We start from the raw sequence: 15,819 nt of genomic DNA on the forward strand, positions 1-15,819 counted from the left end.
GAATCTGTCTATACCAACGAAAAAAAACCGGCGGAGTATCCGCCGGTTTTTTTATACCCATGTTGTGAGTATATTATATCTATGAGCAATACATCTGGGAACAACAGATCGAGCAATGAGCATACGGACAATCCCTACGCCGACCCCGGAACTCCATCGGTACACCCGCCGGAAGTTCTCCGTTGGTCGTTTATAGAGGATGCCATGGTTCTCAACTGCAGAATTCAGGAAACCCACGACGGCAGCAACTCCATGGAAACGCTTATCAGAGATATAAATATCCGCACGCCATTTGTTCACGATCTGCTTGCCGGAATCCAGATTCATGGATTCCCATCTGCCGAGAATGTTCTTGAAGCCGAAGTGCTGCAGAACTGTTACCTCCAGGGTGTAAAATATGTTTCCAAAAGAGAACACAGCAGACATCAGTTGAATATCAAGCTTCGACGAAAAGGCTATTCATCCGAAAAGGTGGAACGGGTACTGAACGAGCTTGAGATCGAAGACTCCCTCAGCGACCGGCGGTTCGCAGAACAGTGGACCAATGCCCGGCTTCAAAGGCATCCCGAAGGACGGATACGGATTATATCCGGACTTCAACAGCGTGGAGTTCATCGTATTACCTGCGAGGAAGTCCTGCGGAAATTGGAGAATGATGATCCCGGGTTATTCAGCCGTGCATGCCTGAATTTTATGCTGAAAGCTCATAGGAAGAATGCTGATTCTAAAGACCTTATCTTTTCCTGCAGAAAAAGAGGTTTTAGCAGAAAAAATCTTGAGAATTGCAGTAAGGAGTTTTATAGTATAACAGGTGAGGAACTATCATAACGATCATTCTGATATTTCCTCCAGGATGAAGATTTATTGATTTTTACCTTGACATATTAGATATATTTTATTACTCTAAAAATCAACATCCAAAAAAATCCAATCCTAAGGGGTGCATTATGGCACGGACTGACAAGAAGATTCGAATATTCTCAGCTCTCGAAGTGGCAAACATTTGCGGTGTGGTCAACCAAACCGCCATAAACTGGATAAAGAACGGTTACCTGAAAGCATTTACAACACCTGGCGGACAGTACCGCGTCTATGCTGAAGATCTGATCAGTTTTCTCAGCGGACGAGGTATGCGTTTGCCGGTTGAGCTGCAGAAAATGATGGAGGAAATCCAGAGCCTCCGTACAATCCTGATCGTTGACGACGACCAGGCACTGAATGACAGCCTGAAAAAAGGGCTGGAAATGATGGATCCGGACCTCACTATCCTGCAGGCAACAGACGGTTTCGAAGCCGGCCGGGTAAGCGTGGAAAGCAAACCCAATCTAATTATTCTAGACATCGACCTGCCTGGTGTGGACGGCTTCAAACTCTGCAAAACGTTCAAGGCAGATGAGAAACTGGCCAACCCCATCATCATCGCCATCAGCGGTATGGGCCTGGAAGACACTGAATCAAAAGCGATGGAAGCCGGTGCCGATGCCTTCATGGCAAAACCCATCAACTTTGATGAACTCTCTTCACAAATTGATGATCTCCAGGAAAAGCGGCAGAACGCCTGATCATTCATGCCCATCCGGTTTTCCATATGGGAATAATCCATGCGAGAATAAAAAAAAGCCGCTCCGGTGTTTACCCGGGCGGCAAATCTATCGCATGACCATGAACCATATCCGAAAAGAATTACCCTGGTGGAAATCCGTATTTATCTAGCCGCTTTGGTGCGGCGGTTAATACTCCTTCGTGTCAAAGCCTTTTAAGGCTGCAACACCGAAGATAAAAAATATCAGCGCCGTTCCGGCAAACACCACAGAGCGCCCCCAGATTCCCCAAAAGCTGTCGACTATAACCCTCTCGCCGGACGTAAGCAGGAGATCTATGGAATCACCCACTGCATATTCTTCCGTATCCACGGGCCGGGGTGATATAAACTCGTTGGAAGATCCGTCCATTGTCTCATACCGGATCACCGGGTAGTTTTGCATCCCGCTGTCCTCTTCGGTGAACGGAATGGCATTCTGCACCACCCGGTAGCGGATAATTTCTCCGTTCACCGAGCGGGCTCCGGATATCCGGGAAATTTGTATGGCCCCGAAAACGACGGCAACCCCAAGAAGTGCGGCGGCAAACCACCAGAATATTCGGGCAAAGGCTTTGGCTAAACTCACAGAAATACTCCCTTTTTAATCTACAAAGTTTCAACAGATGTTCTCGCAACACTGCCCCAATACCATACTAAATCGGGAACGCCCGGGCAAATTCCAAAGCACGTATCTTTGGCTGCATCTGCTGAAAACAGTGATTATCAGAGGCTGAATTTTTCCATATGCACGTTTGCCGAAGAGATGCCCAGGGATTTCAGCGTCTTACGCAATTTGCTCATCATTACCGGAGGTCCGCAAACAAACACCTCCCAGTTCTGCTCCAAGGAAACGTGTCTGCTCAGACAAGCCTCATCCACAAACCCGTAGTCCAAGAGTCCCGGAATATCTCCGTCCACCGGAGAATCGGCCGCTTCTGCATCCTGAAAATTACTAAGTACATGCACCATTTTCAGATTCTTCATTTCATTCTGAATCTCACGAATTTCTTCTTTGAGAAAAATATCCCTTTCTGTTTTATTTCCCCATATACAGATGATTCTCCTGTCAGGGTCATCCTTTTTCAGAAGACGGAGCATGCTGAGAATAGGCGTGATACCCACTCCACCGGCGATTAATAGGAGCGGTGAGGAATCCTCCACATTGGTATAGGAAAACCGGCCGTACGGACCTTCTATATAGGCCTCGGATCCGGCATGATTATCAATAAGTTTGGACGTAAAATCGCCAACTGCTTTGATGGTAAATACCACATCCTTACTGATGGGAGAAGAGCTGATGGTGAACGGATGCGCAGGCTCTATGCTATCTCCCATCTTCAATCTCAGAAATGCGAACTGCCCGGGTTTATGATCCAGAGTCTCCCCGGCGAAGGAAAGCTGTACCACATCATGGTTCAGTCGGTCGATTGAGCTGAGCATGTACGGCTTTTTCCGCGAACGGAGGAAGAGATGAATTCTCCAAACCCAAGAGTATAGCACCATGGCGAACATGGTCAGCCACAGAATATACACCAGCCTGTTGGAGGCGATTGTTGTGCCCAGAAGCATCGAGTGAATAAACAGCCCGGGATATAAAATAAACGTGACTCTGTGCAGGATTTTCCAGCGCTCGTAAGAAAGCTTAAGATTCACTCTGAAGGCCGCAGTAAAGGCTACCAGGATTAAAATAATCAATCCGGCAATGCCACCCAGAACAGGAATATCCGAAGGAAACCTGAGCCGTAATCCGCCGCTGGCTGAAATCCTGTAGATAAGGTAAATGACACCATGACCCAGGAGCAAAAGGACGGCTGCAATACCAGCGAGTCTGTGGACAAAAATGAGCTGATCCTGGCCGTATGTTTTCTCGATAAACGGCAGCCTCGATGAAAGCAGAAACTGCAGACTAATCAGGGTAAACCCCAGAAGTCCGAATACCCTAATAAACATGAAAGCATCAACTACCGGATTAATGAAGATATATGATGCCGGAGGCAGCACAAGGAGAACCAGGGCTGCAAAATTAAGTATTGTCTTTTTCATAAATACTCCACAATTGAAGTATAGCATGTTGAAGACTAATCTTGAAATCTTTTCAAAATGAGAATTGAGTTATGTCCGCCGAAACCCAGACTGTTGGACATGGCATACTCTATCTTTCCCTCCACACCCTGATTAGGCACATATTCCAGATCGCATTCGGGATCAGGGTTTTCATAGTTGATTGTAGCCGGGAAAAACTGATGTTCAATGGCCTTGGTGCAGATTATGGCTTCCAGCGCTCCTGCAGCTCCAATACAATGGCCGGTCATTGATTTGGTTGATGAAACCTTGAGCTTATGGGCATGCTCCCCGAACACCTGTTTTATTGCCCGCGTTTCTGTGGGATCGTTAATCGGGGTGGAAGTCCCGTGGGCGTTTATGTAATCGATCTGTTCCGGGGTGATTTCCGCCTGGCGAAGTGCATGATTTATAGCCAGGATTGCCCCCCTGCCCTGGGGATGGGGGGCGGTAAGATGACTGGCGTCGGTGGACGCACCATTGGCGACAACCTCAGCGAGAATTTCTGCACCCCTGTTTTTGGCATGCTCAAGTTCTTCGAGAATCAGAATCCCCGCACCTTCCCCCATTACAAAACCATCCCGATCTTTATCAAACGGCCGGCTGGCACGTTCAGGCTCATCGTTGTATGCGGTACTTAACGCGTGAATGGCATTAAAAGCGGCTATGCCCAGGGGAGTGATGGTTGCCTCGACCCCGCCGGTTATGACCACATCGGTTATCCCGTCTTGAATATTTCTCATGCTGTGCCCGATGGCATCCGTACCCGAAGCACAGGCGGTAGCCAGAGAGTATGCCGGTCCCTGGGCGTTCAGATAGATAGCTACATTGCCCGGTCCGATATTGCTGATGAGCTTGGGAATAGTCATTGGATGCACACGGCGGGGACCTTTGGTGGTCATATCATGGAACGATTTTTCCAAGGTGCTGAATCCACCGATCCCCACCCCCAAAATACAGCCGACTCTCACGGGATCAACATCGCCGTCGGTAAAACCGGCCTGAGCCCAGGCTTCATAGGCACTCACCACGGCGAATTGGGAAAACGGTTCAAGCTTTTTTGCTTCCTTGGGATCCATAAAATCCCGGACATTGAAGTCTTTGATTTCCGCAGCAATTTTGGTGGCATGTTCCGAGGGATCAAAATGGGTAATGGGCCCCACCCCGCTTTTTCCTTGGCGGATTGCCTCCCAGAAATCCGTTACATTGTGTCCAAGAGGATTCACACTCCCCATACCGGTAATAACTACCCTTCGCGCCATGGTACATCTCCTGTTGAGTTCCCTGTTCCCGCACCTCCCCCGACTTTTCTCTGCGGGAAAGGAATTTCTGTCGTACGTGACTATTTCCCGGGCTTTACATTCCCAGACCGCCGGTAATTTTAATTACCTCTCCGGTAACATAGGATGCCAGATCGGAAGCCAGGAAAACGATTGTTTTGGCAACCTCCGCAGGCTCGCCCAGCCGCCCCATAGGTATTTGATCGTAAAGGGCTTTTTTCTGATCCTCATTTAGCTTGTCGGTCATGGGTGTAACAATAAAACCCGGTGCGACTGCATTCACCCGGACATTCCGGCTTGCAACTTCCCGGGCCATGCTTTTAGTCATACCTATGAGTCCTGCCTTGCTGGCAGAGTAATTGGTCTGCCCGCCGTTTCCGATAATTCCAACAATGGAGGCTACATTGATAATTGAACCGCCCTTTTGCTTCGCCATCTGTCGATAGAGAGCCCTGCTTACCAAAAACGCGCTGGTGAGATTGACGTCCAGAACAGACTTCCAGTCCTCGGTTTTCATCCTCATCATCAGGGTATCTCTGGTAATTCCCGCATTATTCACAGCGATATCAACGGTTCCCGCTTCAGAAACCACTTCAGAAATCACAGCCTGAACCCGCTCCTCATCCGCTACATTGCATTCCTTGTACGCCGCTGAGGCACCGTTGGACGATGCGATTTCCTGATACTCCTTCAGATGTTCACCCTCGGCTAAATCAAGATACCAGACCGAGGCTCCCTCTCTGAGAAAAGCCAGGACAATTTCACGGCCGATTCCCCGTGATCCGCCGGTTACTATGGCATTTTTTCCTTTTAACAACATATGTTCCCCCATGTGTAATTGAGTTTTCTTGTATTTAACAAGATTACCGAATATGATTCAAAAATGGAAGATATTATTGAACACTATTCAGGAAATATCTTACACTCTGGCATATTTTTTTCCCCACAGGTATAGTGAGCTGATATGAATGAGCGAGTCACAATTGTTGCCCTGATTCTTCTTGGTCTGGGAGTGGTATTTGTAATTTTTAATCCGTTCGGCTGGCTGGAACCGGAAGAACATCCTCTTCCGGAACTTGAGCCGGAACAGATTAGTCAACTTGTTTCTGAGATCGAGCAGGGAAAAACCGATCCCTATAAAGGAATTACCGATCTATTCCAGGATCATCAGATCGTCATGGCCGGTGAACTGGGGGTAATCAAAAACGAGGTAGACTTTATCGCAAACCTCCTTCCCCGCCTTCCCAATGAAGGGGTCCGCATTCTGGGAGTGGAACATTTACTGGCATCCGACCAGCAGGAGATCGACGAATTAATTAATGCACCCGAATTCCAGAGGGATGGGGCTGAAGAGCTTCTCATGCGCCGTTTGGTAACCTGGGGCTACGATGAGTACGTCAAACTGCTGGAATCAGCCTGGCGGGTGAACAACTCCTCCGACGGTCCATTCAGAGTTCTGGGTTTAAATGTATTTCAAAGTTACAGCCACCTCAACACCACTGACGATTTTCGGGATCCTAAAAAACTGCGTCAGGTTATGGAACAGGGAAATCCCGATGAGTTTATCGCCCGTACAATCGAAAGCTCCATTCTTGAGCAGGGTGAATCCGCCCTAATTTTTGTTGACCGGGAGAAAGCTTTCACGGATTTCCTCCTGAAATCTCACGCTGAAGAGATGCAAGCTATTGGGATAGAAGAAACCCGCCAAAGCGGCAAAATTCTTGCGGACAGGTATGGTGATAGAATCGCAACCGTTCTCTTTCACAGCCCCTGGCCCAGCAGTTTCACCACCTCCAGAGCTCAATATCCGGTGAACGGCCTAATGGACGCTGCAATTGAAACCTTGAAGCAGAAATCACCGGAAGAAGAACTGTTTCCCTTTGCCGTTCCCATGGAAAATATGCCGGAAACCGGGAGTACTGCAATTGCACACACCAATTTTGCAATCGGATATAACAGCGACAAAAATGAAAGTTCCGAACTCCGCTTCAGACAGATGACGGACCTTTACATTGTATTTGAAGAGTTACACAACCTGGATACGGCAACTGCAATTCCTGATTTTGTGAACCCGGATAATACGGAGTTCGCCGTTTCAAACTTCCCCGGCACCCGGTATGAAAACGCAGACAGCGACGATGTGAACGATTTCATCCGCCGATTCTCTGAAGACAGAAAAGAGCTGCTGGAGCGATTCAATGATTAACCAAATAGGTATCAGGTCGATTCTACGGCCCAAGCCGTCCATTTTCAACAGCAAGGAGCAATAATGATGCGGGCATACATTCGATCGGTAGGAGCTTACGTTCCTGAAAAAATTGTTACCAATGATGACCTGTCCAAGACAATAGATACTAATGACGAGTGGATTTTTTCCCATACCGGGATTAAGGAGCGGAGAGTTGCCGCGCCCAATGAGGCAGCCAGCGACCTGGGATATGCAGCCGTACGCAGCGCCCTGGATAACATCGCTCTACAGGATCCGCAGGGTGGACAATTGAGGGGAGAGGAGGTCGATCTCGTGCTTCTTGCCACTTCCACACCGGACTACCCGGGTCTTCCTTCAACCGCCTGTATCGTACAGGATAAAATCGGCGCAGAAAATGCCGGAGCCATGGATCTGGTGGCTGCCTGTACGGGGTTTATATATGGTCTCGAAACGGCGAAAAATTTTGTCCTCAGCGGGGCGGCTAAAAATGTCCTGGTGGTAGGTGCTGAGGTGTACTCAAAAATTATCAACTGGAATGACCGTTCCACATGCGTACTTTTTGGGGATGGAGCAGGCGCAGTGGTTGTGAGTCCCGGCGAGAAGGATGCCGGCAGCGGGATTTTTTCTTCGGTACTTGGGAGCCGGGGCAGCGGCGTGGAACATCTGCTTCGACCGGCAGGTGGAACCCGTACACCCTATGTTCCGGGGGTAACCCCCGAGGAAGATTTATACCTTCAGATGAATGGCCGGCAGGTATATGTTTTCGCCGTTCAGGCAATTACAGACAGCATCAACAGATTGCTGGAAATTAATTCAGTCAGCATGGATGAGATCGACCACGTCATTCCCCACCAGGCTAACCGGAGGATTATTGAAGCAGCCTGTAAGCGGAACGGATGGCCTGAAGAAAAATTCTTTATGAATATACGCCACTATGCCAACACATCCGCAGCGAGTATTCCCATAGCAATGGAAGAGATGCAGAGACATGGTATGCTGAAGCGGGGCGATAAAGTACTTACCATCGGATTCGGCTCAGGGCTCACATTTGGCGGGAATTACTTCATCTGGTAGCCAACCCTGAACATCGGGGGGTGGCCTAGTCTGTCAGGACCGTCCGCCGGTAATCTCTTATGAGGGATTCTATGTCCTCGTGCGAATATTCACTGGGGAGAAGAAGCAGCCGGGATTGACGGATATCCACAATTCCGGCTTCGATTGGCATCTCTGCTGCATTGCCAGGGAGATCCAACTGCTCCCTCATATGTTCAACGGCAAGACGGTATATATCGAGCTGAAGGGAATAATCCCCCGGATTCACTTCCTCACCGCTTTTGAAGTCCAGAATCAGCAGGCGTTCATCTTCCATGAGCAGCAAATCTATTTGCCCCTGAATATATACATCTCCGACAAAAAGGGTAAACGGAAGTTCAGTTTCACGGTTTGCTGATGAGCATATGCGTTCATACAACCCTGATTGGAAGAATGCTCCGCAAATCTTCTCCGCAGTCGGCAGCAGCTTTTTATGCTCTTCCGGGGAATGACCGTCCCAGAACATCTGCTCCAACTGTCCCAAAGGCCAGTGAGGGTCTCCGGCCTGTCCTGTTCCACTCTGTCCTGTTCCTGCCGTTTCGGCCTGTTCGGCCCTGGCCTCTCCTGCTCCGCCCTGCCCTTCTTGAGCCTGAACTGTTCCGGCGGTTTCAGCCTGACCTGTTCCGGCAGTTTCAGCTTGCTCCCCTCCGCCGTTTTGACGGAAATTCAGATTCATTTCAATAATCCGATGAATCAGGGTACCGAGTTCGGCAGAATCGCCCCTGTCTGGGGAGGCCGATTCAGATACGGCGACCGACTCCTCTGTCAGACCGGGCCTGCCCGGGAGATGTTCACCGCTGTTCGCTAAATCATGAACATAGTTTTGCAGCCGGGTTACGCTGATGCTGTATGGAGGAAATTTCGGCATCCTCAGTGGAGCAGGAGGGCCGGACAGCGGATCCGCCGCTCCTATGGAGGACTTCCGGGAAGATATCCTGGAGGCGGATATCGGCGGTGAACGGTAAAGATCAAGCTCAACCGAGTTTTCCCCCAGTGCTTGGCTACGCCATGAACCGGGTTCCATTTCTCCCAGGTTGCTTCGGCTCAGCTGAAGAGCGGACTCAACCAGATCGTACAGGTTTTCTTCTTCCTGATCTGTGGAATGTCTCCGGTCGGCGATACCTGCAGCGCCATCCGTGCCCGAGGCTTTTTTCCCGTTTAAAGGAATATTATCTGCAGTAATAACGATGTGCTGCCGGGCCCTGGTCAGCGCAACATACAGCAAACGTCTTGTTTCTGCATTTTCCTCCATCCGAGTCCGCGCCTGGAGTTCCCTGACAACGGGGTTTCTAAATTTTTTCCCCGCATGCTTATCTCCTGGAAACCAGCGGTGAACCACCTCTTCACTGATACCACCGTACAGGAGCGGTGTACCTTCCGGGGTCTGGACAAAAGGTTTCGACGCGCTGGTGTCCGCCCGGCCCCTGGAATTGGTGTTAACAAGAAAAACAATGGGAAATTCCAGGCCCTTGGATTTATGAATCGTCATAAGCTGCACTCCGCCGCCGGTTTCCCGGAAAATTGAAAGATCCTCGGCCCGTTCATTGCTTCCCAAATATCTCTCCAGATCTTCCAGAAGTTCGGCAAGGGGAGCGTCTTCATACTGTTCGAAAAACTCCAGCAGATAGTCATAGTACTCAAGAAACCCTCTTCTGTAGTGATCCGACCGCATAAACTCCTCATACCCCGATTCCCTCCAGATAAATCCGAGAAGCTCCTGATGGGAAATTCGGTCAATCATGGTTCTGCAGCGATTCCACAGATGTATTCCCCCAGTCAGACGCCGCCGCTCATCCTCATCGGAAAGGATTTCTGCCATGCCTTCGTTCAAAAGCAGTGCCGGGTTCTCCGTGTTGTGCACGCTGCTGATCAAACGGGAAATGCTTTCATCACCCAGTGCAAGCATTGGAGAACGGAGAAAGGAGGCAAATGATATACGATCCTCCGGATACAGACAGAATTTCAAAAATGAGTGTATATCGTACGCCGGTGCATCATGGAATAGCGACCGGGTACTGTCGGCCGTGTAGGGAATGGAGAAGCGTCTGAACATCGCCTCCAGCTGATTTTGGAGACTTCCGGTTTTATACAAAACCACAATATCCTCATATGCCGGTCGGCGAAGATGCTGAGTTTCCTCATCCGGTATGAGATACTTCTCCGAGTTTACTATCTGCAAGATTTTTTCGGCCACCATGTGGGCTTCATGCTCAGAAGCAGATAGGTTCTCCCCCCCATGATCATCTTTAAAGCCCAAAAGAAGTTCAAAACGCGATTTCCCATGTTGTTTCAACCCCGGGTTCAAGTGTTCATATTCAGCCTCAAAGCCTCGCTCCCCTGCCATGATCCCAGGGAATATATTGTTGAACCCGTTAATCAGGGCCGGACTACTTCGATAGTTTTCCGACAGACTGATGCTCCGCCCCCCGGGAGGGAGCTCACCGGAGAGGGATTTGAAGACCGAAACATCGGCGTTGCGGAATCGGTAAATGGATTGCTTCTGGTCCCCCACAAAATAGAGTACTCCGGACCTAAGCTCCTGGAACCCGGGAACCCGTTTTTCCCGGTACCCCGGTTGCGCAGCAAGAAGAAACAGCAAATCCTTCTGGTCTTCATTATTATCCTGGAACTCATCTATCATAATAAATCGGATCTCACGGCGGAGAACATCCGCAAAATCGGGATACTCCATGAGAACATGCCTTGCCATATGGAGAAGGTCCTGGAAGAAAAGAATCCCATTGCGCCGCTTAAAATCCGACGCCTTTGCCCCAAAATCCTCAAGCACCCTGTACATATCTTCATACACCTCATCCTCACTGAGAATAATCAGTGAGGGAATCAGCAGCTGCTCAAGTACTCTGCCCTGGACATCTTTATAATCCTTCCATGGCCTGGCAGCTTTGGCACTGGAAGACGTAAATCCCGACAAGCCCGATTTCAACAGCAAGAGTACAGGAAGCATCTCGTGAATAATCTGCGGTTCAGGATCAGTAAGAACCCGGGGAATCCGGTCAAGCTGGTCAAATGCCCGGTCCAGAATTTTCAAAGCCTGATCCAGTTTTCCCCCTGGAGCATTACCCAAATCCTCCCTGAGAGCGAGGATTCCACCCAGAGAATCATGTAACTCGCTAAGAGTCCGGTTCACAAGTTCAATTAAACGCTTTCGGTGAACGTCATGGAATACCCCCTTTGCGAAAACGGAAGCCCGTGGCGTCTTAATCAATGGCATGAAAAGATCTTCCACCAGAGAGTGAAACGGAAAATGCTCAAGAAGGCGGGTGATTCCGGGAGAAGCAAGTTTAGTGCTGAGAAACCCAAGACAGAACTGGTTCAGCTCCCTGTCCATCTCCCGGGAAACTACTGAAACGGTACCGGGATACCCGAAATCGCTCAAATACGGTCGTAAAATAGAATTGCAGAATCCATCGATGGTGGTAATTCGAGCTCTCTCAAAACGCTCGAATTGACGGCGGTAGAGGGGGTTTTCCGACTCATTCAATAGACGGCCGTGGACCCGTTCATACATTTCACCTGCAGCTTTCCGTGTGAAGGTAAGACAAAGAATATTCTCCACTCCGCACTGGTCATTATTTAGAAGACTGAGATACCGCTCCACCAAGACTGATGTCTTTCCGGCACCTGCTCCGGCGGACACTATGCTGTGCTCCCTGGTTGCGATTGCCTGGAGCTGATGTTCAGAAAATTTCATGGCTCATTCCTTGTTCACACGTCCTGATTCTACACCCAGCCCGCTCATACATTGGGAGAGGGGATGTCATATACCCTTTTCATGGGGCATTTTCACCCCAAATCGATACCGGCACAGCCCTTTAAAACTGCAGTTGGAACACTCGCTATCCGGGATCCGGAAATCCCCCAGGGCGAGACCATCCAGGGCTGCGCGGATCTGCTTTTCCGCCCCCCGGCTTATGGCGTCCAGAAGCGCCGGATGCCTGATAGGTGCCCGGGAGGAAACGGTTGCAGGGGGAGGATTTTCTATATCCAGGACCGAGCTGAAATTTCCACTGAGCCCGTTATCGCCGGGTTTCAACAGATAATATCCCATCCGGCTCACCTCATACCCCATACTGCCCAATAGGTAGGCGTAGGCTGGAAGCTGAATTGAAAGGGGTTCGCTGGGGGCCTTGTGTATCAGCTCAATGATATCTTCGGATGTCATGCCTTTTTGCTCTTTTACCCCGGGAAGGTAATCCTGAATACCGTTGAGCACCCGGGAGAACGGGGGAATCCTTGAGCTTTTATAATCCAGTACCGCCACCGAAGCATCCGCGGGATTCCGCATTACCCTGTCTGCCCGACCGTGAAAAATCATATTCTGTCCTTGGAAATTCAGCTCTGCTTCGAGCTCCATTTCAAGACCGAGAATTTCCCAGGAGTCAAAGTTGACACTATCCTGCTCCAGGATATGATGCGCAGCACGAATAAAACGCCCTTTCAATTGTTCATGCAGGGGACGGGGGATGGATCGCTGGGGCGAACCGGGTCTCTTGCGGTCAACACCGAACATCCGCTTCGCCAAGGTAGCTGCCAGCTCCCGGTACTTATCCAGCCGTGAGGAAAGAAATAGTTCAGGGGGAGAACTGCCGTCCCCGTCCCGGATAAGCCGGTACAGATCCTCCATCAGGCGGTGGAATGCATTCCCGATGGCGGCAGCAGGGTAGAGGTCCGGAACGGTGGAAAAATCATCCAGGTTCTGGAGCTTCCAGAATAATCCTTGAGGGCATTCCAGGTAGGATTGCACCCTGCTCATAGAGATTCTATCTCCGGGAATACCCAGATGCTTCGCCCAGTAACTACCGGAAAAATTATCCGGAAATCGACTGCCGGTGAAAATGCCTCGAAAATTGATGTTTGGTCCCTGAACTGTGAGGGGTAAGTATTCAACAGATGCCTCAGGGGATCCTCCATGGGTATCATTCAGGAAATTTTCAGCCGGTAAAACGGCGCGGCCTTTCAGTAAAGAGCTGCAGCTCATGTATACCCGGGATGCAGAACACTCGTAGCCCCGCAGGAAAGCCCGGGTCATATCCCCGCTTTCTCCGAAAAGATCCCGGAACTGATCTTCTCGGAGAAATCCCAGGCCGGATTTCTGCACTCCGCTATCAACTGCGTTCACATTGAGTACGAAATGATAGGGGAACGAAGAACCGGCAGCCACCCGGTAATCGTAAACCGGAACGCCGCCCCCCTGCTCCTGGGGAAGATACAGCCGTGAAGAAAGTTCCGCTGTGAGGAATTCGAGTATTTCAGGAGTGTACTCAGGATATTCCTCCAGGGCATGATCCAAGGATTTAATTTCCTCAGCGCAGCGCTGCCAGGCAGCCGCATCCCCGTGGTCCCAGGAATCGGTATTGAGCCATGTACGGAAAAAGTCGTATATCCTGTCGTAGAGCACAGATCCATCAGCTGCATCCAGAATATTATCAAAATACGAAAACAGACTTTGAATAGCCGGACGGGAAGATAGACCGTAGTTCCGGAAATCCCGGTCAATGCTTCCCGCAAGCTGCTTCCAGGATCGCAGCCCACCTTCCACCAGACCTGTGTCCACGGCTTCCTGAAGCAATGAATTAATGGCATGTTCAGCTTCGGATTTCCAGGGGAGTCCGGGATTTTTCAGCAGACGGCGAAGAGAATGAAAAGAATAATTATCGCTTCTCAAGGCGGACAGCTCTCCCAGCCATGCAACAGAGGGATACTCAATTAAGGGAAGGCCTTTCCTGAAAGAAAGGGGAACGCCCATGGATTTTCCTATGTATGCCAAACGTGTCTGGAGTCCGTCAAACCCCGCCACAGAAATTGCAATTTCCCATGCCTTTACCCCCCGTTGGAGCAACTCCCCCACTCGTTCCATTACACGGAATAGCTCCTGCCGATGATCATCGTAGCGGTTCAGAAATTGATTCCCTTCCATCTGATCAAGACTCAGATAGCTTATGCCCTCGGCTGACTCCAGTTGCGCCTGATATTCCTGAAAGTCTTCAAGGAGCCCGGGAAAGACTATGAGGTAGCGGCGGCCGTCGGACATAAAGGTGGTGTTCTGCCATGAGGGTTCATAGCGTTCATGGCGTTCGAGAAATTCCCGGTATGCAGCTTCCAGTTTCATAATATCGTTTACAAGCGCAGGTCCCAGGACCTTCTCAAGACGATCCCTGGAGATGCGGGAAACTGAGCCCAGGGCCGGGAGCATCCGGGAAATAGCCTGTGTATAAAGCCCCACATCGTCCCGAAATGTCCCGGGTACGATCCGCGTGAATAGCTGATGCCGGCGATTCTGCTCTAGAATCAAGCGGGAGAACACTCTACGGGTAATTCCGTTGGCCGGCCGCCAGCTCTGCTGTCCGAAAAAGGTGAGTTCCTTAAAACTATCCCAGGATATAAGACGTCTACGGTTAACTGCAACGCTCTGCCTGGCTATGGTCCGGGCCCAGCTTTCCGCAGCGATCTCGGAAGGAAGCACGAAGACTTCATTGCCGGTGAGAAAGCGTTGAACTATATTTTCACTGGTTTCCATTCAGGTGTTCCCTGTTCGGTTCAGCTGCGGTAATCGACCACCGCCCGATCTTTCATGAGGGTGGAGATTTTTTCCGCAGCTGCCTTATGAGCAGGATGCACCCGATAGTCTTCTAAAGCATGGGGGCTTTCGTGTTCGCTTCGCAGCGTTACATCCCATGCCGCAGCTGAAGTATTGGTATTCAGGCCGAGCTCCAGGGAGATCAGTCCGGGAACGGTTCCAACCAGGGCTTCCAGTTCCTTTTTCATTCCGGAAAATTCGCCCGGACCGTCAATATCATCCTTAAACTTCCACATCACAACATGAATCATCATAGTTTCATTCTTACACGGAGATATTTCATTCGCAAGCATTCGTCGGGCAATTTCCTAATCGATTCCAAAAGAATTTCATAGTGCTAAAGTGATTTCATTTTATGGCGAAAATTAATACAGGCCGCTGATTCGGCATGCAAATCCGAAACGGCGGGAATTAAGAATAGATTTCCCGGGCTCCAGAGCCGTGTGGAAGGAGGATTGTATGAAGCGCAGACGCATCGGAAAGAGCTATAAAGTACAGGGACTCAACGGTTTTGAAACCGTAATATCAGTTCTGGGAGAAGACGAAAAACATATCGACATTCGTATGACCAGTATGACCGCTTGGGGCAAAAATGAATCCACTGAAGAGCTAAGCAAGGATCTGTTTGAATCCTGCATCCGCACCGGCTACCTCCAGGAAATATCTGAAGAGTTATTGACAATCCAGTAAAATATGCTCATTATGTGAGCCACTTCCGGGGGTGTAGCTCAGTTGGCTAGAGCACTAGCATGGCATGCTAGGGGTCACGGGTTCGAGTCCCGTCACCTCCAATTTTTTTTTGAGTGCACCAAAGCTTGTAAAAAACTTCATTAGAGTCTCAGCTACGCAAACCCAATTTTGTCTAATTTCACCACCTCAGCTCTCGTACTCAAAATGGCTCATCGGATCCGGTATCACACAGAGATTGCGCAGCCCAGGCACCTCACACCGGGGTTGAGCCTTCGCTCACACCCACACATGAAACGGCACTCTCCGA

12 protein-coding genes and 1 tRNA gene are annotated in these 15,819 nt (G+C 49.9%); 6 read left to right on the forward strand and 7 right to left on the reverse strand.

Features of this window, described 5'->3' with window-relative positions; all coding sequences use genetic code 11:
• Positions 1–81 precede the first annotated feature (81 nt).
• Both AC52PS_RS12055 and AC52PS_RS12060 read left to right on the forward strand, forming a co-directional pair.
• Entirely contained in the window at positions 82–828 is a 747-nt protein-coding gene (locus AC52PS_RS12055; protein ID WP_495563320.1) for a regulatory protein RecX, read from the forward strand.
• A gap of 119 nt (positions 829–947) precedes the next feature.
• Entirely contained in the window at positions 948–1,562 is a 615-nt protein-coding gene (locus AC52PS_RS12060) for a response regulator (protein ID WP_495563321.1), read from the forward strand.
• Positions 1,563–1,730: 168 nt separating this feature from the next.
• On the opposite strand, the gene AC52PS_RS12065 is transcribed toward AC52PS_RS12060, so the two are convergent.
• The 4 genes from AC52PS_RS12065 to fabG all read right to left on the reverse strand — a co-directional run bounded on the left by AC52PS_RS12065 (position 1,731) and on the right by fabG (position 5,743).
• Complete coding sequence (locus AC52PS_RS12065) at positions 1,731–2,168, reverse strand: DUF3592 domain-containing protein (protein ID WP_495563322.1); 438 nt, start codon at positions 2,166–2,168, stop codon at positions 1,731–1,733.
• A 137-nt stretch (positions 2,169–2,305) separates the two neighbouring features.
• Entirely contained in the window at positions 2,306–3,625 is a 1,320-nt protein-coding gene (locus AC52PS_RS12070; RefSeq protein WP_495563323.1) for a ferredoxin reductase family protein, read from the reverse strand.
• A gap of 35 nt (positions 3,626–3,660) precedes the next feature.
• Positions 3,661–4,905 (reverse strand): beta-ketoacyl-ACP synthase II, encoded by a 1,245-nt coding sequence (gene fabF, locus AC52PS_RS12075; RefSeq protein WP_495563324.1) that lies wholly within the window; start codon positions 4,903–4,905, stop codon positions 3,661–3,663.
• 94 nt (positions 4,906–4,999) lie between these two features.
• The gene (fabG, locus tag AC52PS_RS12080; RefSeq protein ID WP_495563325.1) at positions 5,000–5,743 is read right to left on the reverse strand and encodes a 3-oxoacyl-[acyl-carrier-protein] reductase; all 744 of its coding nucleotides are present in this window, start codon (positions 5,741–5,743) and stop codon (positions 5,000–5,002) included.
• Between the two features lie 144 nt (positions 5,744–5,887).
• Here fabG and AC52PS_RS12085 point away from each other — a divergent pair, with 144 nt between their 5' ends.
• Positions 5,888–7,129, forward strand: coding sequence for a hypothetical protein (locus tag AC52PS_RS12085; RefSeq protein ID WP_495563326.1), 1,242 nt, complete (start codon positions 5,888–5,890; stop codon positions 7,127–7,129).
• Between the two features lie 63 nt (positions 7,130–7,192).
• The gene (locus AC52PS_RS12090) at positions 7,193–8,206 is read left to right on the forward strand and encodes a beta-ketoacyl-ACP synthase III (RefSeq protein ID WP_495563327.1); all 1,014 of its coding nucleotides are present in this window, start codon (positions 7,193–7,195) and stop codon (positions 8,204–8,206) included.
• Between the two features lie 25 nt (positions 8,207–8,231).
• Here the strand turns inward: AC52PS_RS12090 and AC52PS_RS12095 are convergent, their stop codons facing one another.
• The 3 genes from AC52PS_RS12095 to AC52PS_RS12105 form a co-directional block, all read right to left on the reverse strand.
• Positions 8,232–11,936, reverse strand: coding sequence for a UvrD-helicase domain-containing protein (locus tag AC52PS_RS12095; protein WP_495563328.1), 3,705 nt, complete (start codon positions 11,934–11,936; stop codon positions 8,232–8,234).
• A gap of 66 nt (positions 11,937–12,002) precedes the next feature.
• Positions 12,003–14,762 carry a PD-(D/E)XK nuclease family protein gene (locus AC52PS_RS12100; RefSeq protein WP_495563329.1) on the reverse strand — a complete coding sequence of 920 codons (2,760 nt, stop codon included), beginning with the start codon at positions 14,760–14,762 and terminating at the stop codon, positions 12,003–12,005.
• Positions 14,763–14,782: 20 nt separating this feature from the next.
• Positions 14,783–15,076: a Dabb family protein gene (locus AC52PS_RS12105; RefSeq protein ID WP_495563330.1), complete on the reverse strand. Its 294-nt coding sequence runs from the start codon at positions 15,074–15,076 to the stop codon at positions 14,783–14,785.
• Between the two features lie 205 nt (positions 15,077–15,281).
• Between AC52PS_RS12105 and AC52PS_RS12110 the strand changes: the two genes are divergently transcribed.
• Both AC52PS_RS12110 and AC52PS_RS12115 read left to right on the forward strand, forming a co-directional pair.
• Positions 15,282–15,512 (forward strand): hypothetical protein, encoded by a 231-nt coding sequence (locus AC52PS_RS12110; RefSeq protein ID WP_495563331.1) that lies wholly within the window; start codon positions 15,282–15,284, stop codon positions 15,510–15,512.
• A gap of 27 nt (positions 15,513–15,539) precedes the next feature.
• A tRNA-Ala gene (locus tag AC52PS_RS12115) sits at positions 15,540–15,613 on the forward strand.
• Positions 15,614–15,819 lie beyond the last annotated feature (206 nt).

The sequence above is a fragment of the Salinispira sp. genome (assembly GCF_059431795.1).

What these genes read in the sequence shown, in the direction of transcription:
- AC52PS_RS12055 (WP_495563320.1), top strand. Translation starts at nt 82, where the DNA reads ATGAGCAATACATCTGGGAACAACAGATCGAGCAATGAGCATACGGAC.
- AC52PS_RS12060 (WP_495563321.1), top strand. Translation starts at nt 948, where the DNA reads ATGGCACGGACTGACAAGAAGATTCGAATATTCTCAGCTCTCGAAGTG.
- AC52PS_RS12070 (WP_495563323.1), bottom strand. Translation starts at nt 3,625, where the DNA reads ATGAAAAAGACAATACTTAATTTTGCAGCCCTGGTTCTCCTTGTGCTG.
- fabF (WP_495563324.1), bottom strand. Translation starts at nt 4,905, where the DNA reads ATGGCGCGAAGGGTAGTTATTACCGGTATGGGGAGTGTGAATCCTCTT.
- fabG (WP_495563325.1), bottom strand. Translation starts at nt 5,743, where the DNA reads ATGTTGTTAAAAGGAAAAAATGCCATAGTAACCGGCGGATCACGGGGA.
- AC52PS_RS12085 (WP_495563326.1), top strand. Translation starts at nt 5,888, where the DNA reads ATGAATGAGCGAGTCACAATTGTTGCCCTGATTCTTCTTGGTCTGGGA.
- AC52PS_RS12090 (WP_495563327.1), top strand. Translation starts at nt 7,193, where the DNA reads ATGATGCGGGCATACATTCGATCGGTAGGAGCTTACGTTCCTGAAAAA.
- AC52PS_RS12095 (WP_495563328.1), bottom strand. Translation starts at nt 11,936, where the DNA reads ATGAAATTTTCTGAACATCAGCTCCAGGCAATCGCAACCAGGGAGCAC.
- AC52PS_RS12100 (WP_495563329.1), bottom strand. Translation starts at nt 14,762, where the DNA reads ATGGAAACCAGTGAAAATATAGTTCAACGCTTTCTCACCGGCAATGAA.
- AC52PS_RS12105 (WP_495563330.1), bottom strand. Translation starts at nt 15,076, where the DNA reads ATGATGATTCATGTTGTGATGTGGAAGTTTAAGGATGATATTGACGGT.
- AC52PS_RS12110 (WP_495563331.1), top strand. Translation starts at nt 15,282, where the DNA reads ATGAAGCGCAGACGCATCGGAAAGAGCTATAAAGTACAGGGACTCAAC.